The organism is Nitrosarchaeum koreense MY1 (genome assembly GCF_000220175.1).
GTDB classification, from domain to species: Archaea; Thermoproteota; Nitrososphaeria; order Nitrososphaerales; family Nitrosopumilaceae; genus Nitrosarchaeum; species Nitrosarchaeum koreense.
In genome coordinates this window covers 1,519,302-1,542,652 of the sequence record NZ_AFPU01000001.1, presented here as the reverse complement: position 1 = coordinate 1,542,652, position 23,351 = coordinate 1,519,302, and the positions used below count along the sequence as shown (strand labels likewise).

Sequence of the window (23,351 nt, the reverse complement as noted above, 5' to 3'; positions counted from 1 at the left end):
ATAGTAATAAATTATCAGAATATTTGATCTCATAGGATATATTCAGTAATTTTCTGGTATAGGGTAATTGGCTAAAAATAAGAAGAAAGTAGTAATTTTAGGAGGGGGGTTTGCCGGAGTAGAGTGTGCTAGACAGTTAGAGTCTTTTTTCAAAAACAATTCCGAAGTTGAATTAGTAATGGTGAGTGAGGATAATTTCTTATTATTTACTCCAATGTTGCCTCAGGTAGCATCAGGTATTATTGAAACAAGACATATCGTAATGCCTATTAGAGCAATTTGTAAAAAGACTAAATTTTATGAAGGTAGAATAAAAAATGTAGATCCATTTGGAAAACTGGTAACATTGTGGGGCACGGGTGAAAAACGTGGTGTTTCAATTTATTATGATTATCTAGTAGTTGCATTAGGTAGTGAAACCAATTTTTTTGGAATGGCAGATGTTGAAAAAAATGCCTATACAATGAAGACACTCAACGATGCAGTTGTTTTAAGAAATAGAGTCGTAGATATGCTTGAACAAGCTGATAATGAAACGGATACTATTCTTCGTGATAGTCTTTTAACATTTGTAATTGTGGGGGGAGGATTTGCTGGAATTGAAACTGCTGGAGAATTATTAGATTTATTATTAGATGCACGAAAACATTACCCTACAATTCACAAAGACGATATTCGTGTTATAGTTTTAGAAGCTCTTCCAATGATTCTTCCCGGCTTTAATGAAAAATTAGCAGATTTTGCAAAAGAAAAAATGATTCAAAGAGGAATTGAAATTAAACTTCGTATGGCAGTAACAAGTTTTGATGGAACTGAGGTCTCTGTAAAATCATTAGATGAAAACCCAAAAGACTCAATAGACAAATCAAAAATTAATGGAATTAGAACTAAAACATTGATTTGGACTGCAGGTGTAACACCTGTAAATACAATAAAAAGATCAATGTTCAAAACAGATAAGGGAAAAATTATTGTAAATGATTTTCTTGAAGTTCCAGAATTTCCAGGAGTTTTTGCAATTGGAGATTGTGCATTATTTATGGATCCACAAACAAATAGACCATTTGCTCCTACTGCACAAATTGCCGAAGCACAAGCTAAGATTGCTGCACATAATCTAAATGCCTTAATTAAAAATTCAGAGAAGGAAAAATTTGTTTATCATTCAAAGGGACAAATGGCAATAATTGGAAAAAGAACTGGAATTGCAACATTTCTAGGCATGAATATTTCGGGATTTTTAGCTTGGCTTATTTGGAGAAATGTCTATCTATCAAAAATTCCATCACCTGATAAAAAAGTCAGAATTTTTTTAGATTGGATAATAGACTTGTTTTATGATAGAGATATTTCAAGACTAAAACTTTTGAAACGTGAAACAGAAAAAGAATACAAGGTTCTTGATGAAGTAGACGATGTTTGGTAAAAAGAGAATTATAAATTTTTATACAAATTAAATTATAAAATCAGAATTTATTTTTAATTTTAATAATTGTAATTGTAGGTATTACAATATACATTCCCAAGTTCAAAGCAATAACAGAGATTCCTAATCCTAACACTTGCGCATCAGAACCATCTTCAGCTAGTGTCATAATGGAAAGAGTTGATAACATTGGAGTGATGGCTAACTTAACTGCCTCTTTGAATACAGGATTTTCTCTTTCCAGATCTGCTACAATAGGACTGAAAGAATAGTAAAATTGGTTAAATCCAGTCATAAATGTAGTTCCAGATTGAGTTGAAAGAATAGTATTGTCTCTTATTTCTCTTAGTTGTTGAATTTGAGGAGTTAATTCTGAGCCATATGCTGCTGTAGCAATTAGACATCCACCGCCCTTTTCTTCTGTCTCTACAGAAGCTGATGCAGATTTTATTTCTTTAATTGGTTCTGATATTATTTTAAAAGAATTAACAGAGTCATCGAATTTAGAAAGTTGATCATTAAATTCATCTATTCCATTACTATATGAAAAAATGTAGAATTTTTTAGGAGTTGAAATTATTATTTCTTTGAATTGTACATTATATGATTCTCCTCCACTTTGAAAAATGCCTTTAGCATTAGTGGTGAATACTTCCTTTTCATTTATTATGGATTTTTCTTGAGAAATAATTTCTAAATTACCTGCTTTTAATGCATCATCTAACAATTTAGCTTTTTCTTGAATTAAATCATCTAAAGTTTTTCCATCAACATTTGAAATTGTTAGAGAAATAACTGGATTAATTGGGCCAATTCTAGGTCCAACAACAACTACATCTGGGGAATTTTCATTTGTTTTTTCTGGTTGCTGTAATAACCAACCTTCTGGTGCATCAAATTCAATATCCAATGCTTTATCTTCATATCGTTGAAAACCTGATTCGGAAGTTGTAATTGGGGTAGTAACTCTTTCAGGTTCTGATAATTCAAGTAAATTAGTTACAGTAGAACGATTTACAACTTCAGCTTTGGTGATTTTTACCTGTTCGGTGTTTACTGGAATATCTTTCTCTCCGGTTTTTACTGATGCAATCTTGTCAAGTGTTGCAAAGCTTTCTTCAGTTACAATTCTTCCAAAGACAGTATATTGTTGATCAAGAAAATTTGAATCTTTATGAACAATAAAAAATTGTGAACCTGCACTGTTTGGATCTTGTGCTCTAGCCATAGAAACAATTCCACGATTATGTTCAATTGTATTAAATTCAGCATTTACAGAATATCCTGGGCCTCCAGTTCCCCAAGTACTTTGATCTCCACCTTTTGTGTTTGGATCACCGCCTTGAATCATAAATCCTGGAATTATTCTATGAAAAATAGTACCATCATAAAATCCATCTTCTGCTAATTTAATAAAATTCTGAACATGATTAGGAGCATCGTTTGGGAATAATTCAATTACAATATTACCAAGATTAGTATGCAAAATTACTAATTTATCATCTGATTGTGCAAATGATTGATTTCCAAAATTAATAAAAAGTAATGATAATGAAATTATAATAAGAATTTTTTTCAACAAGCCATTTCAAAATATCTTACATAAAAGCTAATTGTATTAGTTTTTAACAAAGTCTAATAAATTAAGCATATTGCAATCAGATGAAAAGATTCAAGCACATTTAGTTTCGGTATGGAGAGAGTCAAAAAATTTCTTTTCAATTGGTGGAAAAGAAGGAATGTTAGTATTAACTGATAAACATCTGATGTTTGTTCACAAAACAGAGGCAAAGATGAGATGGTGGCAAGCAATTAGACAAAGACAAGTAATTAGTTTTTTAAAATCGAAAAATACAATGATTCGTCATGATGGATATAATGAAAGTAATTTAATGGAAGATATAAAAAATAAAAAAAATATTCAAATGTCTTTTGATGATATTTTGAATATATCACATGAAGAAAAGGAGTGGGGAAGTATCTTACTTTTAGAATATAAAAAAGATGGAAAACAGCAAAAATATCAATATTCAATTGCACAGGATTGGGTAAAATATCCAGTTAAAGAGCCTACAAAGTATATGAAAGTAGATTGGGAACCTTTTGTGCAATATATTAAAGACAGGCAGAAATTTACAAAGTAAATTGGGAAAAATTTATGCTGTAGGTGTAGGTCCAGGCTCGCCAAAATATGTTACGGAAGTTGTAAAAGAAATCATACAGAATTGTGACATAGTTATTGGATACAAATACACATTGAAAACAATTGAAGATTTGATTGCTGATAAAGAGATTTATGAAATAACTATGAACAATCAGGAAGAATCATATCAAAAAATTTATTCAGTGTTAGGTAATCGTTCGTTGGTTATTCCATTTACAGGTGATGTCAATTTTTCAGAGTCTGAGGTTGTAGATAGACTAATTGAGATTTTTGGTGATGTAGAAATTATTCCGGGTATTAGTTCAATTCAAGTTGCAGCATCAAAAGCTAAAGTCCCATTAGACAAATCCAAAGTAATTACAATGCATGTAACAACTTCAATTGAAGAAAAGAAACTTGAATTGCAAAAAGCATTAATTGATGGATATAATGTGGTTTTAGTTCCTAGACCATGGCCTAAACAACCCGACAAACACTTTATGCCATCAGAGATTGCAAAATATCTAAAAAATAACGGGTTTGATACAGAAAATATGAAAGTTCATGTTTTTGAAGCGCTTACTACTGAAAATGAGACTAGTTTTGTTGGAACTGTAAAGGATTTAGAAGGAAAAGAATTTTCAGATTTATCTGTAATGGTTTTCAATCAATTTGTTTTGGATTCCTATATGAATTACAAATGGCAATGGAAAAATTAATTTATTATTTTCCTTGCCCAAGAACAACATTACCTTCTATGGTTGGAAATACATATGCATTAAGTTCCATCCATTGATATTTTGGATCATATAATCTATAAAATCCAGCTTTATCTAGTGTAATGTTAGTTGATTCACCTGGTAATATTTCACCTGTTGAAATTCTGTTGTCAGCAGTAAATTGAACATAACGATCACTATTTTTTGTTCCACTTAGAATACTATGTGATACTATATCGTCATTTACAATAGTAATTGTTGTTCCTGGTTCAACTGAAATTCTATCTTGAGAAAAATATCTTAATCTTAATGAATCGGTTGAGCTTTGAGTTTGTGATGCTTGTTGTTTAGTTCCTCCAAGATCAATGTATGTACCTATACCTTGAGTCGATGAACCTTTAGTTATATAAATTGTAATTTGTTTATCTATTTTTGATTCTGTTGTTTTAGGATCTGTTGCAGGTTTAATTTTTGTGAGTTTTGATAGTTTTGCCGTATAGATTATTTTATAATTATCATCATCAATTGTTATTCTTCCAGTAAAACCATAGATTGAAGCATTTTTACTTTCTTCAATTAATTTTCCAAAAAAACTAATCGATGCTTGATTACCAATATCACTATCAATAACTCCGTTAATTCTAATGTATTTACCTTCACGTAGCATTGTTGCTTTTAATTCAGTAATTAGAAAATCTTCATCATCTAAAGTAATGAATCCATCTTCAACTGACGATGCAATACTACTTCCAGTTTGTTTTTGGGTTGAAATTGCTAAATCAATTTCAGAAGTTTTAATCGTATTTTCTGTTACAGCGTATCCTGATCCTTCCAAAGTAAAAGCACTGTTTGGTGAAATTGCAAATGAATCACTAAAAGTAAATCCAAAAAAAACCAATAACGCTAAAAATCCAAGAACGGTAGTATTCATACTATATTTCTCTTCTAATTCGGTTTATAATTTGCTACTAAATTATTTTAAGCTGATTAGATAAATCAGTGGGTTTTTTCAAATTAAAATCCAGGAAGCGTGATGGATTCATCTTGAACTAATTTAATCATATAATACTCCAAATATCCACCTGCTAATAGAAGTCCTATCACTATTCCTATTTCTATTATAGTTGGTTTCAGAAATGGAATTAGGTTAGATTTTCTATATACTTCTTTAATCAATATGAAACTTCTAGAGGTAGCTAAAGAATAGGCAGTAAGTTCCATTATGCCAAATGGGGATAAAAAGAGAATTGCCAATGGTGGGACTTTTGCTAATTCTGGAGAGATTGAAACTATTGCTGAAAAAGCAAATCCAGTTGACCAAGCTGAAAACAATCCCCATATCACTCCAAATCCAGGAATGAACATTGGTAATGAAATTGTAGAGTTATGAAGGAAGATTCCCATTGCATCGATATCTTTAACTAATTTTTCAAATTCAGTCATAAATGTAGTAGCTTCTTCTTCACTAACTGTAGACATTGAACCGATTTGATATGCAATTGTAAATAATCCCATAAATATGAAAAATGTGATTATTCTAATCTTAGACATGTAATTTTTTATTGTAAACGATATTTGAGGGTTAGGTATGGGCGCAGATTTAATTAAACCAGAAAACATTCTTTGATATTGAAAAAAGAGCTATCAATTGCTTTGAATTATGCTTTGAATAAGGGGTTTCAAATTCATCCAAATGCATTTAAGTTTCTTGAAAATGTAGATGTAAAAAAATTAGAGAAAATAATTAAAGAGATTGTTCGTGAAAAAACAAAACAAAAATCGTATCAGATTAATCAAGATGATTTAGAAGTTTATTTAGGAATTAAAGACGATCAAACTTTACAAAATGATCATAAGATACTCTTTGATCCAACATTAAGAATTACTACCGGAGAGGGAGTAAAAGGGTATAATGCGTTGTTTTCTAGCCGTTTTAACAAGTTAAAACGAATAATCTCAGATAGGCCTGAATCAAGGATGTTAAAATCAATTGCTTCAGTAAAGACTGCAAAAACTGATGATGACATGTATGTTTGTGGTCTTGTCACTAGTAGAAGTGTAGAGAGAAACATAACAAAATTGGTTTTAGAAGATCCTTCAGGTTTGTTTGAAGGAATAGTTTTTGATAATGAATTACAAAAAACAGCAGGCTCGTTACTTAATGACCAATTTATTATGGCTCGAATAGGTTTTGGTAAAAATGCTGGTTTTATCATAAAAGATTTGATTTCGCCTGATGTTCCTGACCAAACCTCAAACAGATCTGAAACTGAAACATATGCTGTTTTTCTTTCAGATCTACATATTGGTAGTAAGTACTTCATGGAAGAAGAATTTACAGAGTTTGTATCTTGGTTATCCAGTCCAGATTCAGTAGCAAGAAAAATTCGTTTTGTGTTAATTGGTGGAGATTTAGTAGATGGTGTTGGGATTTATCCAAATCAAGATAAAGAATTGGTTTGTCAGACTATTGAAGAGCAGTTAAAAAAAGTTGAAGAACTCATAAGTAAAATTCCTAGTTATATCAAAATATTCATTATGCCAGGAAATCATGATCCTGGTCGTAGGGCATTACCACAACCAGCAATTCCTAAAAAATACAATTCAGGGTTATGGGAAAGAGAGAATGTCTTCATGGTTGGAAATCCTGCTGTAGTTTCTCTAAATGGAGTAAAGGTGATGATGTTTCACGGTCAAAGTATAGATGATATTGTAAAAACTACGCCTGGTCTAAGTTATGACAAACCTACTAAAGTAATGAAGCATCTTCTAAGAGCAAGACATCTAAGTCCAATTTATGGTAGTCAAACCCCGATAGCCCCAGAAATGGAAGACTTGATGGTAATTGACGATATTCCAGATATCTTTCATGTAGGACATGTGCATAGAGCCGAGTTAGATATGTACAAAGGAATTCTTTTATTAAATTCTGGTTCTTGGCAAAAACAAACACCATTTCAAGCAAGTGTTGGAATGACCCCAAATCCAGGAATTGCACTTATGGTAAATTTGAAGACTTTCAAAGTCTATCATGAAAATTATAATTCAAATATTCTAAATAATATCTTGCAAAGTTAAATCATCTTTGAAGGTTTTTTTAATCATTTCCGACGAGATTGTAAGTTTGTATTTTTTTGTTCTTCCATGTATTCCTTGATGAATTAGTCTGCCTGAGATAATTCCGGATAATTCAATTTCACTAAGCATTTGAGTAATTCGCCTTTGTGTTAGTTCGTCTCTTCCTACTATCTTACAAAGTCCTTTGTAAGATGAATAAATCTCGCCAGTTGATGAACCTCCGGCCTTCATAATTGCTAGGATTACAAGTTTTTCATGGAGGGGGTATGATTTTAGAGATGTTTCCTCTTTATTTTCTTCAATTTTTAGTGATGCCTCTCTAACATGATCTTGGGAAACTTTTTCTGATTGTTGCCTTTCAGCGATTTCACCTGCAACACGAATAAGATCAATTGCCCTTCTAGCATCTCCATGTTCACCACCTGCCAAGGCTGCACAAAGATTTAGTGCTGGATCTTCTACTGAATTAGGGATAAACGCCTCGTCAATACGTTCTTCTAATATTTTTTTAATTTGTTCTACATTGTAGTTTGTAAAAACTACCTCTTCTTCACCTAAACTGCTGATTACTCTAGGATCAAGTTTTTCCTTAAATGTAAGGTCATTTGAAATTCCTACCAAAGTTAAAGAGCCTTGTTTTAGACGTTCGTTTGCTCTAGTAAGTTGATATAAGATATCTTTGCCTGTTTTTGAGACAAGTTGGGCCAGATAGTCAATTTCATCTATAACAAAAATAGCATTTATTTTAGATTCATCAATATTATTTAGAATTCTTTTGAAAACTTCACTAATTGCTAGGCCAGTTCCAGGTAGTTCTTTATCATTCATGCCTAACTGCCTTCCGAAACTTACTAACAAACCATAAAGTGTGGTTTCTTCTTTGGAGTTAGCATAAATGAGTTTTATTGGAAATTTTGATTTTTCTACTCTCTCCTGAATTTTATTTAATACTTTTTTAACTACAAGTGTCTTTCCAGTACCTGGTTTACCATAAACTAATAGATTAGATGGTCTTGAATGTTTAAGAATTGGTAGTAGTGATTGAGTAACTTGTTCTTGTTCAGAATTTCTATGTTGAATTGTATTTGGGATATATGTAAAATGAAGAATATCTCTATTTTTTATAATTGATTTTCCAGATTCAGCTGCATCAAGTAATCTATCAATTGGATCGGACATACTCACACACCTATGTTTCTACTCTTTAGTAACATAATGATATCTAGTATTAGAGAGTAAAGATAGGAATAGTTATTCTAATTTAGTTTGTAATTAATTATTTTTAGTTAGTTTTTAGATTTTCAATAAAAAAAAAATAAAGAAAAGAATAGAGTGGAAAAACAGGTGTGTGAGTTAATCTTAATTGTTAACAAATTGTTAATTTAGTGTTAGGATAAACGAAAAAAAGGTCTATTTTACCCCTTAATTTCCATTCCAGGCGTTAAGTTCGATGTTAACATTGTGAATATCCTAAAACTTACCCCTTTATTTCCACTCCAGGCATGATAAAGGTGATTTAGAATAAGGAAATTTAATTATTAATGTTAATAACAAAAATTAATCTAGGCGTGGGCTAGGCAGTCAATGTTAACAAACCTCTTAGTTAACAAATATTCTGGGATCAATTGAACTGTTAATGTTAGATCCTCATAGATCTAAAAGATGGCCAAAAAACGGATTCGAATTGATATGGAAGATGCTGATGGAGCACGGTATGATATAAAATTAGAAGGAAATGTTACTAGAGAAAAAGTTCTAAAAATCTTTGAAATGATGGATTTGATGAATATTGAAGAGGATGAACAAAAAACCACGAATATGGACTCTACAGGCTCAAAAATATGGCATATTGTTGATAAATTCTTCCCTATGGGAAAATTTACATCTACAAACATACTTGAGAAATATGAAGATGAGTACAACGAGCCAGTGAAATTAAGTATAATTTCCACATATTTATCTAGATTTTCTACAAAAGGCAAAATTGATAGAACAAGAACCGGCCGTGAATGGACATATCAAACCATTAAACTAACCCAAAAACAACAATAAACTAAGATATAGTAATTTTTCTAACTATAAGTCTGTCTTTTCCCAATATCACTTTAACATATTCCCCTTTTTGAATATCCATATATTTTCTAAATTGTTTAGGAATAGAAATAGTTCCGGCTGATGTAATTTTAACTAAAACCTCATTTTCTTGAACAGACACATTCTCATTATAATTTAATAATATATATAATTTAATGTATTATAATAATTATAAAAAATAATAAAAATACTGAATTTGATTTGATTTTTAACTAAATTAATGAAATTTAATACAAATAATAAACCAAAATTGGTTATGCAATTAATGAATTAGATTCAAAAACATTAATCTTTTCTTTTCCTTTTTCAGTAATTGAATAAGTATATGGTTTTGTACTTGTATTTCTTTGAACAAATCCATCATCATAAAGCTTCTTCATTAACCTTGAAGTGTGCTCCCTACTTCGTTTTAATGTGATTTGTATATCACGTGATGTCATAGCTTTGTTTGTGATTAGATGCAACACATAATCTGTAGCATTATTATGATCCAAATTAGGCATGCGCTGAATCGTTTTAGGCTCTTTACTAATATCCTCTGTTTTTTTAGGTGAAATTCCTGGATTTTCTATTACTTGTTGATTTTTAGTTAATTTTTCTAAATATTGTTTAATCTCTAGAGTCGGATCCTCCTTTTTCTGTTCAACACCTTGTATTTCCATTGAATCTAGGCGTATTTTCATATCGATTAATTGTCTTTCATAATATTCTAATCGCTCTAACTGTGATGAGTCTATCATTTCACTCTTAGTTTTGATGAATGGACGTATTTTGTAATAACTATACAAACCAACCAAACCTACAACAAATGCAATAATCACGGCTAAAATCACATCTGGTTCAGGAATTTCAATTAACATCACAAAAATTAATCATATGTTGTGATTTATCGTGATTGAGCAACATTATTTCACACTTTAGATTAACATTAACACATATCACATCATAAAAAAACCACTTCAATTATCACTACTTAACTATAATATCACACATTACATGCCTGACGTACTAATCTATCAATCACATTGATGACCTCTTCTTCTCTTTCTGGGAATATATCACTCTCATTTATCACACGAATCTGCTCAGAAAGTTTTGATATCACATCAATATCATCTGGTAAAAGTATGCCTAAACCTCGTAAAAGCATGATTGAATAGAATAATGCTACTAATTTATCTCTAGATTGACCAACTTGCCTATAATACGCACCTTTACTTATACTGAATTTAGAGTTTAGAAGATCTTTCTGATTTAAAATAATTTCAATTTGTCGTTCAGTAAACAATGATTTTTTTATAATTTGTTTAATAATATTATTAAAATTAGATTTTTCAAACTCTGCCATAGCTATACAATTCTGTATACCACACTACAATTAAACTTTAAAGAGTCATCTACAAATCCCCTTTATGACTGGAAATAAAGTTGAATCCTTCCTAAAATCTGAACTTGAAAAGAAAAATGCATTGTTGTTTGTATTAATTGATTCTGAAGAATCTAAGTTAGAATCTTCACAAAAACTTGCTCAAGATGTTGAAAAAATAGGCGCGTCTGCAATTCTTGTAGGTGGCTCATCTGCAACAGATCAAATTGAAATGGCTAAAGTTGTAAAAGGCATTAAAAAAGGCATTAAAATTCCAATCATACTCTTCCCTGGAAACATCACAGGAGTTGTACCTGATGCGGATGCTATCCTTTTTAGTTCACTTATGAATTCTGAAAATCCATATTTTATTACTCAAGCACAGGCATTAGGAGCACCAAGTGTTCTTAAATTTGGATTGGAACCACTTCCTACTGCATATTTGGTTATTGGAGATGGAACTTCAGCATGGTTTGTAGGTTCAGCAAGAGGCATACCTTTTGAAAAACCAAAAATTGCAGCAGCATACGCCCTCGCTGCACAATTTCTTGGAATGAGATTTGTCTATTTGGAAGCAGGTTCTGGAGCAAAATCTAGTGTTACTCCAGAGATGGTTAAGACAGTAAGAAAAGCATTTAATGGATTTTTGATAGTAGGCGGTGGAATTAGGGACACTAAAACTGCTTCAGATTTAGTAAAAGCTGGTGCCGATGCCCTTGTTATTGGAACCTTTCTAGAGAAAGGTGGAAGTATTAAGAAACTAGCTGAAATAACAAAAGCAATTCAAAGAAGTAAGTAATTAGACCATAATATGTCTGAAAACGATGCCATTTCTCGTATAAGTGGTATTAAGATGCCAAATTACTATCTTGATTATTATTCCAACCTCTCAAAAGACACCTATGCTATTTTTGAACATGCAGCTATGGCCAAATCAACCTTGGTTGATTCATCAGGAATAATTGAGCCTAAAATTGCATTTGATTTAGCAGATCGAGTTTCAAAAATGCACGATATTGATATTGCAGAACCTTTACGAGTACTTTTACAAATCCATGGAAAAGAACTATCAGCATTAATTTTATCAAAAGAAATTGCATTAGGAAAATATTCATTAAATGATGCTACTCTAGAAGAAAAATTAGATCTAGCGGTTAGAGTGGGGTTAGCTATTGTTACAGAAGGAGTTACAATTGCTCCACTTCAAGGAATTAGTGAAGTAAAGATAAAGAAAAATAAAGATGGAAGCGAATATCTCTCCGTATCTATTGCTGGACCAATGCGTTCAGCAGGTGGAACCGAGTCTGCAGTAACAATCTTAATTGCTGATCATGTGAGAAAAGCAGTTGGCTTATCAAAATATCAAGCAAATTGTTTTGATGATGAGACTGGTAGATTTATTGAAGAACTTCGAATTTATGAAAGAGAAGCTAGTAGTTTTCAATTTCATATACTAGATGAAGACATAGAACATGTAATTTCACATCTACCTGTAGAATTAAACGGTGTAGATACAGATCCTTTCGAAGTTGTAAATCACAAAGGAATGACTCGTATCACAACAAATAGAGTTAGGGGAGGAGCATTACGAGTTTTAAATGATGGGTTAATCGGAAGATCTAAAAAACTACTCAAAAGAATCGAAATGTATCAACTGGATGGTTGGGAGTGGTTAGGAGATCTAAAAGGGGCTGTTCAAACAGGAGATAACCAAGAAGATGCTGCAGCAAAGAGAATGCGGGAAGTTATTACAGGAAGATCTGTACTATCTATGCCTAACAAACTTGGGGGTTTTCGATTAAGATATGGTAGAGCATGTAATACAGGGTTTGCAGCAGTGGGAATTAATCCTGTAATTGCAGAAATTTTAGATCATACAATTGCTGTTGGCACTCAAGTCAAAACTGATATTCCAGGCAAAGGAGCAACAGTAGCTTTTGTTGATTCTATTGACACTCCAATAGTCCGACTCAAAAATGGTAATGTTATAAAAATTAAAGATGTTAAGCATGGAATTGAAATTAAAGGAGAGATCGAAAAAATTCTCCATTTAGGTGATATTTTAATTTCATTTGGTGATTTTCTAGAAAACAATGCACAACTCATACCTTCAGGATATGTTGAAGAATTTTGGATTGAGGAGTTAAAAGAAAAATTAGCAAAATATGCCCCCGATGATGAATTTTTAATTCAGTTTCTAACTAAAATTCCTACTTTGGATGAAGCATTAAAACTATCAATAGATTTTCAAATACCATTACACCCACAATACTTGTATTATTGGGATCAAATATCGTCAGAAGAATTTTTACAAATATTACATCCAGTAAAGATTAATGAAAACTCTATAGAATATTCTATAGAAACAAAAAATATTCTTGAAAAACTCGGAGTTCCTCATAAAATGAATAATACCCAAATAATTCTTGAAAAAGAAGAAGCTAGAATTTTTTATAATCTTCTTTTTAGACATGAGCCAGAGATAAACGATTTATCAATCCCACAAATTATTTCAAAATCATCCGGAATTATAATTAAAAATAAATTTTCAACTTCAATTGGAGTTAGAATAGGAAGGCCTGAAAAAGCAGCACCACGACAAATGAAACCACCAACTCATGTTTTATTTCCCATCAATGATAAAGGAGGTCCAACTAGAGATCTCTTAAAAGCATCAAGACAAGACAATTTTTTCACAAATATTTTCAATAGATCTTGTCAAGGATGTAATGAGCCGTCAATTGGCATTAAATGCTCTAAATGTGGCATCAAAACAACAATAGTTTATCGATGTGGGAATTGTCGAGACATACTTGATAATCCATTTTGTGAAAAATGTAAACGAAAGGCATCATCTCATTCTCATCAGGCATTTCCATTAAAATCAAAATTATTGCTAGCACAAGAAAAAATGGGCTTACGTGCACAAGAGCCATTTAAAGGAGTTAAAGAACTAATCAATCAAGATAGAATAGCTGAACCATTAGAAAAAGGACTAGTTCGTCAAAATTTTGGTCTTACAGTATTCAAAGATGGAACTGTTCGTTTTGATGCAACAAATTCTCCTCTTACTCAATTTCAACCATCATGGATAGGCACATCTATTGAAAAACTAAACGAATTAGGATATACTCATGATATTGATGGAAAACCACTAACTGATCCAAATCAAACAGTTGAACTTCGGATGCAAGATGTAATTATTCCAAACGAAAGCGGAAAATATCTAGTATCTATATGTAAATACATTGATACTATTTTAGAAAAATTTTATGAAAAATCAATCTTCTATAATGTTAAAAATACAGACGATTTAATTGGTCATCTAATAATTGGATTAGCACCACACACATCTGTAGGTATTGTTGGAAGAATAATTGGTTATACTGAAACACATGTTTGTTTTGCAACTCCTAATTGGCATTCTGCAAAAAGAAGAGATGCTGATGGTGATGCTGATTCTATTATGTTATTGATGGATAGTCTTCTAAATTTTTCAAGACAATTTCTTTCTGATAGAATTGGGGGTTTAATGGATGCACCATTATTGATTCAACCACTTGTATTGCCACATGAATCTCAACCACAAGCACACAATCTTGAAGTTGTTAAATTTTTACCACTTGAATTCTTTAAATCTACAATTCAACAAAATAAAGCTCCAGATGTTGCTTGTGTAGAAATAATCAAATCACGTCTTGAAACAGAGAGACAGTTTTTTGGATATTATTTTACACATTCTACAACTTCACTTACAACATCAAAATCACGTAGCGCTTATTCTACACTTGGTTCAATGCTTGATAAATTTGATATGCAAATTAAAAATGCTGAACTTATAGATGCTGTAAATACATCTGAAATTGTTTCAAATGTAATTTCCACTCACCTAGTTCCAGATATTATGGGAAACCTACGTGCTTATGCTAGACAAAATTTTAGATGTACAGGATGTGGAAAATCATATCGCAGAATCCCTTTAATTCAAACTTGCATTTGTGGTCATAATTTAATTCCCACAATTACAAGAGGCTCTGTAGAAAAATATCTCAAACTTGCAAAGAGGTTAGTCGATAAATATGATGTTGGAGCTTATCAAAGAGGACGAATTCATGCATTATCTGATGAAATTGATCTAGTTTTTGGAAAGAACAAAGGAGATCAATCACTCTTAAGTGATTATACTTAGAATTTTATCTTAATTTTACGTATTCATAAGCCCCAAGTTTTTTATCAAAACAATAATGAACTTTTTGATAATTCTTTCTAAAAGATTTTACTTTTGTAAGAATTTTCTTGGGATCTTTTTTATCAATTATTACCTCTTTGATATATGATGCAATCTCTTTCATCTCGTTTTGTTTCATGCCTAGTCTAGTAATTTCAGAAACTCCTAGTCTAATTCCTCCAGGATGAAAATAATTACGACCAGCTTTGATGTCACCTGGAATAAGTTGTCTATTTACAATGATGTTAGCTTTTTCTAAATCTGCTTCAACTTTTCCTCCATCAGAATAATCTAAAACATTAACAGCAATTTGATGTGATTCAGTAAACCCTCTCTTTTCACCTAGAACTTTAAAACCTGCGTCATTAAGTGATTCTGCAAACACTTTGGCATTTTTAATAACTTGGTTAGCGTAATCTTTTCCAAATTCTAATGCTTCTGCAAATGCTACTGCTTTACCTGCCATATGATGAATGTGATGACTACTAGTTAATCCTGGGAATGTTGCTTTCTTGATCGGTTCTTCATGTTTCTCAGAACCTAAAACAAGTCCTCCTTGTGGCCCAAACAAAGTTTTATGAGTACTCATTGTCATAGTGTCTGCACCTTCTCGTAATGGATCCTGAAATCTTCCACCAGCAATTAATCCAGCAACATGTGCAGCATCATAATTGATATGCATATCAAAACTCTTTAGAAAATCTGCTAATTCTTTAACAGGATGTGGAAACAAAAACAACGATCCGCCAAACATTGCCATTTTTGGCAGATTACCCGCTTTCTTTAATTCCTCAACTTTCTGTTTTGTCTTTTCAACATCAATTGTCATCTCTTCTGCATCAAATGGATAAAATTCAATTTCCAAACCATGAACTAATCCGGCAGTTCCTGAATGTTCTTTCTTACCATGAGAAATATGACCTCCCGCAGGAATTGAAGGTGCTAGCATTACATCGCCTGGGTTTGTAAAAGCAGAATATACTGCAAGATTAGCAACCACACCAGAGATAGGTCTTACATCTGCAAATTTTGCCTTATACAACTTCTTTGCAAGCTTCATACATTCAAACTCAACCTCATCAATGTACACACATCCTGCATAGACTCTCTCACCTGGCCAACCTTCGGCATATCTATTTCCAAAATCTGATGTTATTGCCTCTCTAACAGCAGGACTAGGTATGTTCTCACTTGCAATTAATGGAATAGAATTTTCAAACCATTTATGATGTTCTTTTAAATTTGAGAAAATTTTATTGTAAGATTCTTTATTTGACGATTTTGCCATGTTTTGCAAATTAAATTTCCCAATTTAAAAACACCGATTTTTGACTATTTTATTTACGATTTTTTGATCTGCAACGTATAAAAGGGGAATTGGGCGTTTTTCTTTCTATGGGTATGCAAGCAACTTCTAAAGGCACTATGCCGGTTGTCTTACTAAAAGAAGGAGGCTCTGAAACCAAAGGACGAGACGCACAAAAAAACAATATAGCAGCAGCCAAGATTATTGCTGAAATTGTACATTCCAGTCTTGGTCCAAGAGGTATGGATAAGATGCTTGTTGACTCACTTGGAGACGTTACAATTACAAATGATGGTGCAACAATTCTCAAAGAAATTGATGTACAACATCCAGCAGCAAAAATGCTCGTTGAAATTTCAAAAACAACAGATAATGAAGTTGGTGATGGTACAACATCTGCTGTTATTTTAGCAGGTGCACTTTTGGAAAACGCTGAATCACTTTTAGATCAGAATGTTCACCCAACAATTATTGTAGATGGATATAGAAAAGCTGCAAAAAAGGCAAAACAATTCCTTCAAGAAATATCTGAGACAGTATCTGCAAATGACAAAACAATTCTAAATAAAATTGCAAAAACATCCATGCAAACAAAATTGGTAAGAAAAGATTCTGATCAATTAGCCGATATTATTGTAAAAGCAGTTCTAGCAGTTGTTGAAAAAGAAGGTGAAAAGTTTAATGTTGATATTGATGATATTAAAGTAGAAAAGAAAGCCGGTGGCTCGATTAAAGATTCTGTTATTATCCAAGGTATTGTACTTGATAAAGAAATTGTTCATGGGGGAATGCCAAGAAAAATTTCTGATGCAAAAATAGCCTTAATTAACAAAGCATTAGAAATCAGTAAAACCGAAACCGATGCTAAAATTAACATTTCAAATCCACAACAATTGAAATCATTTCTTGATGAGGAAAATAGAATGTTAAAGAATATGGTCGATAAAGTAATTGGCTCTGGAGCAAATGTAGTATTATGTCAAAAAGGAATTGATGACATGGCTCAACACTATCTAGCAAAAGCAGGAATCATTGCAGTTCGAAGAATCAAAGAAAGTGATCTTACAAAACTTGCAAAAGCAACTGGTGCTAGAATAGTAAACAATCTTGATGATATATTTGAAAAAGATCTAGGAGATGCTCAACTTGTAGAGGAAAGAAAAATTGAAGAAGACAAATGGGTATTCATTGAAGGCTGCAAGCATCCAAAATCTGTTACTTTACTTCTTCGTGGCGGCTCTCAAAGAGTTGTTGATGAGGTTGAACGTTCGGTTCATGATTCACTAATGGTAGTAAAAGATGTAATTGAAAAACCAGAAATTGTTGCAGGAGGCGGTGCCCCTGAAACTTATGCTGCAACTAAGATAAGAAGTTGGGCAAAATCATTAGAAGGTAGAGAACAACTCGCTGCTGAAAAATTTGCTGATTCTTTAGAATCAATTCCATTAACACTTTCAGAAAATGCTGGAATGGATCCAATTGATACACTAACAGTTCTTCGTTCTAGACAAATGAAAGGAGAAAAATGGACTGGAATTGATGTTATGAAAGGCAAAATCGGAAATATGAAATCAAGTGATATAATTGAACCTTTAGCAGTTAAACTTCAGATTGTTTCAGCAGCAGCAGAAGCAGCCTGTATGATTCTTAGAATTGATGATGTCATTGCCACACAAAAATCTGCAGGACCACCACCAGGAGCAGAAGGTGGAATGCCTGGAATGGGCGGTATGGGTGGAATGCCTGGAATGGGCGGTATGGGTGGAATGCCTGATATGGGCGGAATGATGTAAATTTTTTAATAAAAATTATTTTTCAAAAGTTTATTTGATTATCATATTTACAAACCATATTGAATAAGACTAGATCAAAAATGCTAACAGGATTCAAGTATGTTTATTTGATAGCATTTTTTGCATTACTGTCAGGATTTTTCCATCCATTAGTTACTCATACAAGTTTTGATAGTGTAGTAATAGGAGTTATTGTGTTATTTGTTGGCTTAGCAGGTAGTATTTTGCTTTACAAAGCAGCCGTTTCAGAGAAAAAGAGAATAATATTTCTTGGTATAGGTTTTACTTTGATATTTATTTCATTATTTTATATTTTTCAAATTACTGGAAGAGTTTAGATATCAAAATACAGATAAAATTCATGAGGATGTGGTCTTATTGCAATTTCCCGTTGATCTCTTTTTCCTAACTCAATTATTTTATCAATGACATCATTTGTATAAATTGGAAGAAGGAACTTTCTGTCACTTTCTAATTCATCTATTGCTTCGCCTAAACTTTTTGGTAAAACTCCTATTCCTCTTTTAGCTCTATCTGATTTTGTCATTTTAAAAATATCATCACGAACTTGATCACCTGGATCCATTTTCTTTTTTACTCCATCCATTCCAGCTGCAGTTACTGCAGCAAATACCAGATATGGGTTTGATGAAGGATCAGGAGCTCTAAATTCAAGTCTCTTAAGGCTAGCATAATTTTTACCTTTAAGATGTTGTGGTACTCTAACTATAGCAGATCTATTACCTGCACTCCATGCGATATAAGCTGGTGCTTCATAACCTGGGACAAGTCTGTGATATGAATTAGTAGTAGGATTACAAATTGCAGATAATGCTTTTGCATGATTAATAATTCCACCACAAAAATATTTTGCAGTTTGACTTAATTCATCAGCATCATCAGGATCATAAAACACATTCTCTTTTCCTTTCCATAAACTAACATTAACATGCATTCCAGAACCTGCATCCATTGCAATAGGTTTTGGCATCATAGTTGCAACTTTACCATATTTCTGTGCTACATTTTTTATTACATATTTGTAAGACTGGGCTGCATCAGCAGCATTTGTCATGTAATCATATTTGATATCAATTTCACATTGCCCAGCAGTAGCTACCTCGTGATGATGATTATCACATAGTATGCCGAAATCATTATTCAAAATATTTACACATTCATTTCTATATGGAGTCAAAGTATCTGAAGGAGTACTTGGATAGTATCCTTCTTGAAGACCCATAGGATATCCACTTCCTTCATTATTCCATGGCGCCTCTTTTGATTCAATTGAATAGGATTGACCCTTGTATGGAGTCAGAACATCCCAATGTACCCTATCAAACACAAAAAATTCTACTTCTGGACCCCAAGCACTATAATCAAAACCCTGAGTTTTTACATATTCTTCTGCTTTTTGTGATATCCCTCGAGGATCCCTAGACAATCTTCCCCTATTACCGCCCCAATAGATATCACATAGCAGCCTTGCCGTTTTATTTTCAGTCATCCATGGAATTATGGCAAAAGTATTAGGATCTGGTTTTAAAATAAGATCTGAATCATCAACATTAGTAAAACCAATAATCGATGATCCATCTAATTTTGGTAATCCATCCCTCATTTGTTCAGGGGTAAATGTTATGGCTGAAATAGTAGTATGATGAAAACGTCCAGTAAGACCAGTAAACTGAAGATCTATAAACTGAATTCCTTCGTGCTGAATTCTGGCAAAAACTTCATCTGGTGAATATGTTACTTGAAGTGCTTTTCCATGACTAACTTTATAGGGCAATTTTATGCTTCAATCAAACACAAATACATCCGAGATTTAAGGATTAGGTAAGAAATGTCAGAAACAAACGAAATAGATCTAAACAAATTACACCATATAGTCTTACGAGAAACTGAAAATGATTCTATACAAGAAATCAACCCTGATTTCTATAGGAAGCTTTCAGATTTTATTGGTGACTTGAAAAAACAAGAATTTGATGGAGTAGAAAATAACATTAAAAAAGTAATAATTGATACTGCTACAGAACTAACATCACTTTTCATCAATATTAGACTAGAAAAAATTTCTAAATCAGGTAATATTTCTTTTCAAAATCTTTTAGATGAAGAAAAATTTATCCTCGATGCAGAAGAAGAACGAAGAGAAAGAGCTGAAATGATTCTTTCAGCAACAATAAATGGAAAATCAAAATTTCTTGAATCTATCTCTCAAAATCATAAAACTAAAACTGTTGTTGTAAGATTTCTTCAGGAGGTAGATGAACTCATAGGTGCTGATCTAGAGAAATATGGACCTTTCAAAATTGAAGATATTGCAACAATACCATATGAAAACGCTCAGGCATTAATTACTAAAAATATTGCCACCAAAGTTCGTTGGGAAGATTAGATAAAAATTATACCTTAATCACTTTCATTTATGACACACACAGGAGTCGATGTAATTGATTTTCTTCTTTATACTATTTATCCAGTAATTGGTATCTTTACTGTTGAAGCCATTTGTAGAGTAACTAAAACTCCAAAATGGATTAAACTATGGACACAAGCCACCGTATCCATTGGATTTGGAATATACTATCTGTTTGTGTTACCAGCACCACAAAATTTTCCTTTAACAGCACTGGTAATGTTTGCTCTTGCTTTAGCATTGATTTATCAAGGAAGACGAGCAAAAATATCTCCTGACAAAAGTCCATATTAGTTCTCTCTAATCTTTGAATTTTCTAAATATTCTTTTGAAAACATTTTGTTTGTTTGGACCTCCATCTCTGATCACTTTTTTCTCACCAAATCTACGAGCTCTGATCTGAGTTAATTTTACACATCTATGTTCTTCTGGAAGTCTATGTTCAGCGCAAAATGGATCTTTACAATAATTACACTGAAATGGCATATCTACCATGTCACCACAATAAGCGCATTTTTCAGGCTTCATAAGCATCTTGTAGTTTTTCTTCTAATAAACTTGTTATGATTTATTAGAAAATTAATTATTTTTAAAAAATTCAGGTAAACGTTTTTACGATGTTGGAATTAAAAATAATTACGTGAATATTGATGATTGAAAATAAAGTAGCGATAATTACCGGTGCAAGTAGTGGAATTGGATTTGCTACTGCATTAGCACTTTCAAAAGCAGGAGCAAAAGTTGCAATAGGTGCACGACGAACAAATATGCTTTTAGAATTAGAAAAAAAGATTAAAGAAAATGGCGGAGAAGTTTATTCTCAAAAACTAGATGTTACTAATAGAAATGAATGCAGTTCTTTTGTCGAAAACGTTTTGAAAAAGTGGGGGACTGTTGACATACTAGTAAATAACGCAGGACTTATGCCTCTGAGTTTTTTCAAAAATTTGAAGATTGATGAATGGGAACAAATGATTGATGTCAATATCAAAGGCGTATTATATTGTACAGGAGCTGTTGTTACACACATGCTTGAAAAGAAATCAGGTCATATTATTAACATCTCTTCAGTTGCTGGAAGAATAGTTTTTCCTGCTGGTAGCGTTTATTGTGCCACAAAACATGCGATCACTGCTTTTAGTGAAGGGCTAAGACAAGAACTAAGCGTAAGAAAGAATATCCGCGTTACATGTATTGAACCAGGAGTTGTTGCAACTGAACTAACAAACACAATTACTGATGAATCTTTACAAGCATTTGTTGAAAGTGCTAAAAAAATGGAAGCATTACAAGCTGAAGATATTGCAAATGCAATTGTTTATGCTGTAGAATCACCAAATCATGTAAATGTCAATGAAATTTTAATCAGACCTACTACACAAGATCGTTAAATTGACTTCTATCCCCCATATCTTAATTCTTGGTGGAGGATTTGGAGGATTAGCTGCAGCAAATGAAATTAGAAACAACCTTACATCATCTCAAGTTAAGATAACAGTTATTGACAAAAAAGATTGGTTCATGGTAGGCTTTGCCAAACTTTGGATTATCAAAGGTATACGAACATTTGAAAATTCAATAGGATCACTAAATCAACTAATTAAAAAAGAAATAAATTTTTTAAAAGAAGAAATTATACAAATTGATCTTCAAAATAAACAAATTAAAACAACTACCAAAACTTTATCGTATGATTTTTTAATTATTGCAATGGGTGCAGTTTTAGCACCTGAAAAAATTCCAGGCCTTTCAGAAAACGGAATGAACCTTTATGATCATAATCAATTAACTGAAATTCATAAAAAAATAAAAAATATGAGATCTGGTAACATTGCAATTTCCATTATGGGAATGCCATACAAATGTCCTCCAGCACCATTTGAGGCTAGTTTACTGATTGATTCAATGCTAAGGGATGCAGGAGTTAGAGAATCAATACAAATTCATTTCTATAGTCCGGCCCCAATAACATTACCTGCAGCTGGTCCAGAAATCAGCAAAAAAATTCTCAGTTTAATAAATTCGGAGAACATTATTTTTCATGATTCATGCAAAATAAAATCTGTTGAAAAAAACAAACTGATTTTTCAAAATGGAGAAGAAGCTAATTTTGATTTACTTCTTGCTGTACCTCCACATGTTGCACCTAAAGTAATTTATGAATCCGGATTAGCCAAAGAAGGTGGGTTTATACCAATTAACAGAGACTGTAAAACTCCATTTGAAAATGTGTATGCAGTAGGTGATGTAACAACTTTAACAGTAATTGATACCATGACTGTTCCTAAAGCAGGTGTATTTGCAGAAGGAGAAGCAATTACAGTTGCACAAAACATCATATCTAATATACAAAGTAAAAACGGGCTATTGTTATTTGATGGAAAGGGAGGATGCTTCCTTGAATCTGGAAGAGATACGGCATCTATAATTGAAGTTGATATGTTTACAGAATCTAAACCAACAACAAAGTTAACAGAATCTACAGCTAAACATCTTGATGAAAAGTTACAATTTGAGAAAGAACGACTTTCAAAATGGTTATGATTAATCAGTTTTTTTATTTTCTTTTGTAAGATGCTCTAAAATAGCTTTTACTTCAACACCTAAACCTAGAGTATCTTTTGCTAAATCTAATTTTTCAGGAATACTCTGTTTAAAATTTTCATCTTCATTTTCTATTCTTATTTTTTGAATACAATCAAGATGATCCTGATCATTTCCAGAAATTCTATTACAAATACTGCAAATTTTCATTAATAATCAGTAATAA

General features: G+C 32.1%; 24 protein-coding genes. 13 read left to right on the top strand and 11 right to left on the bottom strand.

Annotated elements, in window-relative coordinates; genetic code table 11:
- Window positions 1–67 precede the first annotated feature (67 nt).
- Complete coding sequence (locus MY1_RS08965) at window positions 68–1,426, top strand: NAD(P)/FAD-dependent oxidoreductase (protein WP_007551692.1); 1,359 nt, start codon at window positions 68–70, stop codon at window positions 1,424–1,426.
- A 40-nt stretch (window positions 1,427–1,466) separates the two neighbouring features.
- Here the strand turns inward: MY1_RS08965 and MY1_RS08960 are convergent, their stop codons facing one another.
- The gene (locus tag MY1_RS08960; RefSeq protein WP_007551691.1) at window positions 1,467–3,005 is read right to left on the bottom strand and encodes a peptidylprolyl isomerase; all 1,539 of its coding nucleotides are present in this window, start codon (window positions 3,003–3,005) and stop codon (window positions 1,467–1,469) included.
- Between the two features lie 73 nt (window positions 3,006–3,078).
- On the opposite strand from MY1_RS08960, the gene MY1_RS08955 reads away from it, so the two are divergent.
- Complete coding sequence (locus MY1_RS08955) at window positions 3,079–3,570, top strand: hypothetical protein (RefSeq protein WP_007551690.1); 492 nt, start codon at window positions 3,079–3,081, stop codon at window positions 3,568–3,570.
- Window position 3,571: 1 nt separating this feature from the next.
- Window positions 3,572–4,288, top strand: a complete 717-nt coding sequence (gene cbiE / locus MY1_RS08950; protein WP_007551688.1) for a precorrin-6y C5,15-methyltransferase (decarboxylating) subunit CbiE — start codon at window positions 3,572–3,574, stop codon at window positions 4,286–4,288.
- 4 nt (window positions 4,289–4,292) lie between these two features.
- On the opposite strand, the gene MY1_RS08945 is transcribed toward cbiE, so the two are convergent.
- Both MY1_RS08945 and MY1_RS08940 read right to left on the bottom strand, forming a co-directional pair.
- Window positions 4,293–5,219 (bottom strand): cupredoxin domain-containing protein, encoded by a 927-nt coding sequence (locus MY1_RS08945; RefSeq protein WP_048110173.1) that lies wholly within the window; start codon window positions 5,217–5,219, stop codon window positions 4,293–4,295.
- An 83-nt stretch (window positions 5,220–5,302) separates the two neighbouring features.
- Complete coding sequence (locus MY1_RS08940) at window positions 5,303–5,803, bottom strand: stage II sporulation protein M (RefSeq protein WP_007551684.1); 501 nt, start codon at window positions 5,801–5,803, stop codon at window positions 5,303–5,305.
- Window positions 5,804–5,917: 114 nt separating this feature from the next.
- Between MY1_RS08940 and MY1_RS08935 the strand changes: the two genes are divergently transcribed.
- Entirely contained in the window at window positions 5,918–7,366 is a 1,449-nt protein-coding gene (locus tag MY1_RS08935; RefSeq protein WP_048110171.1) for a DNA-directed DNA polymerase II small subunit, read from the top strand.
- On the opposite strand, the gene MY1_RS08930 is transcribed toward MY1_RS08935, so the two are convergent.
- A complete protein-coding gene (locus tag MY1_RS08930; RefSeq protein ID WP_007551682.1) occupies window positions 7,343–8,545 on the bottom strand; it encodes a Cdc6/Cdc18 family protein in 1,203 nt (400 codons plus the stop codon). The two genes, MY1_RS08935 and MY1_RS08930, sit on opposite strands and share 24 nt — an antisense overlap.
- A gap of 483 nt (window positions 8,546–9,028) precedes the next feature.
- Between MY1_RS08930 and MY1_RS08925 the strand changes: the two genes are divergently transcribed.
- A complete protein-coding gene (locus MY1_RS08925; RefSeq protein ID WP_048110169.1) occupies window positions 9,029–9,418 on the top strand; it encodes a hypothetical protein in 390 nt (129 codons plus the stop codon).
- Window position 9,419: 1 nt separating this feature from the next.
- Here MY1_RS08925 and MY1_RS08920 read toward each other — a convergent pair whose 3' ends face one another.
- From MY1_RS08920 to MY1_RS08910, 3 genes are all read right to left on the bottom strand, one after another.
- Window positions 9,420–9,581 carry an AbrB/MazE/SpoVT family DNA-binding domain-containing protein gene (locus MY1_RS08920; protein WP_007551680.1) on the bottom strand — a complete coding sequence of 54 codons (162 nt, stop codon included), beginning with the start codon at window positions 9,579–9,581 and terminating at the stop codon, window positions 9,420–9,422.
- A gap of 133 nt (window positions 9,582–9,714) precedes the next feature.
- Window positions 9,715–10,320, bottom strand: coding sequence for a winged helix DNA-binding protein (locus MY1_RS08915; protein ID WP_007551679.1), 606 nt, complete (start codon window positions 10,318–10,320; stop codon window positions 9,715–9,717).
- 125 nt (window positions 10,321–10,445) lie between these two features.
- Complete coding sequence (locus tag MY1_RS08910) at window positions 10,446–10,808, bottom strand: hypothetical protein (RefSeq protein WP_007551678.1); 363 nt, start codon at window positions 10,806–10,808, stop codon at window positions 10,446–10,448.
- A 64-nt stretch (window positions 10,809–10,872) separates the two neighbouring features.
- On the opposite strand from MY1_RS08910, the gene MY1_RS08905 reads away from it, so the two are divergent.
- Window positions 10,873–11,625 (top strand): phosphoglycerol geranylgeranyltransferase, encoded by a 753-nt coding sequence (locus tag MY1_RS08905; RefSeq protein WP_007551677.1) that lies wholly within the window; start codon window positions 10,873–10,875, stop codon window positions 11,623–11,625.
- Between the two features lie 12 nt (window positions 11,626–11,637).
- Entirely contained in the window at window positions 11,638–15,015 is a 3,378-nt protein-coding gene (locus MY1_RS08900; RefSeq protein WP_048110166.1) for a DNA polymerase II large subunit, read from the top strand.
- Between the two features lie 4 nt (window positions 15,016–15,019).
- On the opposite strand, the gene MY1_RS08895 is transcribed toward MY1_RS08900, so the two are convergent.
- Window positions 15,020–16,342, bottom strand: a complete 1,323-nt coding sequence (locus MY1_RS08895; protein ID WP_048110164.1) for a serine hydroxymethyltransferase — start codon at window positions 16,340–16,342, stop codon at window positions 15,020–15,022.
- A gap of 107 nt (window positions 16,343–16,449) precedes the next feature.
- Here MY1_RS08895 and thsB point away from each other — a divergent pair, with 107 nt between their 5' ends.
- Entirely contained in the window at window positions 16,450–18,153 is a 1,704-nt protein-coding gene (thsB, locus tag MY1_RS08890) for a thermosome subunit beta (RefSeq protein WP_007551673.1), read from the top strand.
- Window positions 18,154–18,212: 59 nt separating this feature from the next.
- The gene (locus MY1_RS08885) at window positions 18,213–18,491 is read left to right on the top strand and encodes a hypothetical protein (protein ID WP_048110162.1); all 279 of its coding nucleotides are present in this window, start codon (window positions 18,213–18,215) and stop codon (window positions 18,489–18,491) included.
- Here the strand turns inward: MY1_RS08885 and glnA are convergent.
- Complete coding sequence (gene glnA, locus MY1_RS08880) at window positions 18,488–19,948, bottom strand: type I glutamate--ammonia ligase (protein WP_007551671.1); 1,461 nt, start codon at window positions 19,946–19,948, stop codon at window positions 18,488–18,490. The two genes, MY1_RS08885 and glnA, sit on opposite strands and share 4 nt — an antisense overlap.
- A 54-nt stretch (window positions 19,949–20,002) precedes the next feature.
- On the opposite strand from glnA, the gene MY1_RS08875 reads away from it, so the two are divergent.
- Window positions 20,003–20,560, top strand: a complete 558-nt coding sequence (locus MY1_RS08875; RefSeq protein WP_007551670.1) for a DNA replication complex subunit Gins51 — start codon at window positions 20,003–20,005, stop codon at window positions 20,558–20,560.
- A gap of 30 nt (window positions 20,561–20,590) precedes the next feature.
- Window positions 20,591–20,875, top strand: coding sequence for a hypothetical protein (locus MY1_RS08870; protein WP_007551669.1), 285 nt, complete (start codon window positions 20,591–20,593; stop codon window positions 20,873–20,875).
- A gap of 6 nt (window positions 20,876–20,881) precedes the next feature.
- Here MY1_RS08870 and MY1_RS08865 read toward each other — a convergent pair whose 3' ends face one another.
- Window positions 20,882–21,109, bottom strand: a complete 228-nt coding sequence (locus tag MY1_RS08865; protein ID WP_048110583.1) for an AN1-type zinc finger domain-containing protein — start codon at window positions 21,107–21,109, stop codon at window positions 20,882–20,884.
- A gap of 122 nt (window positions 21,110–21,231) precedes the next feature.
- Between MY1_RS08865 and MY1_RS08860 the strand changes: the two genes are divergently transcribed.
- Both MY1_RS08860 and MY1_RS08855 read left to right on the top strand, forming a co-directional pair.
- A complete protein-coding gene (locus MY1_RS08860) occupies window positions 21,232–21,972 on the top strand; it encodes an SDR family oxidoreductase (protein ID WP_007551667.1) in 741 nt (246 codons plus the stop codon).
- 1 nt (window position 21,973) lies between these two features.
- Window positions 21,974–23,125 carry an NAD(P)/FAD-dependent oxidoreductase gene (locus MY1_RS08855; RefSeq protein ID WP_007551665.1) on the top strand — a complete coding sequence of 384 codons (1,152 nt, stop codon included), beginning with the start codon at window positions 21,974–21,976 and terminating at the stop codon, window positions 23,123–23,125.
- Here the strand turns inward: MY1_RS08855 and MY1_RS08850 are convergent, their stop codons facing one another.
- On the bottom strand, window positions 23,126–23,335 hold the full coding sequence (locus MY1_RS08850) for a hypothetical protein (RefSeq protein ID WP_007551663.1): 210 nt from the start codon (window positions 23,333–23,335) through the stop codon (window positions 23,126–23,128).
- Between the last annotated feature and the right edge of the window lie 16 nt (window positions 23,336–23,351).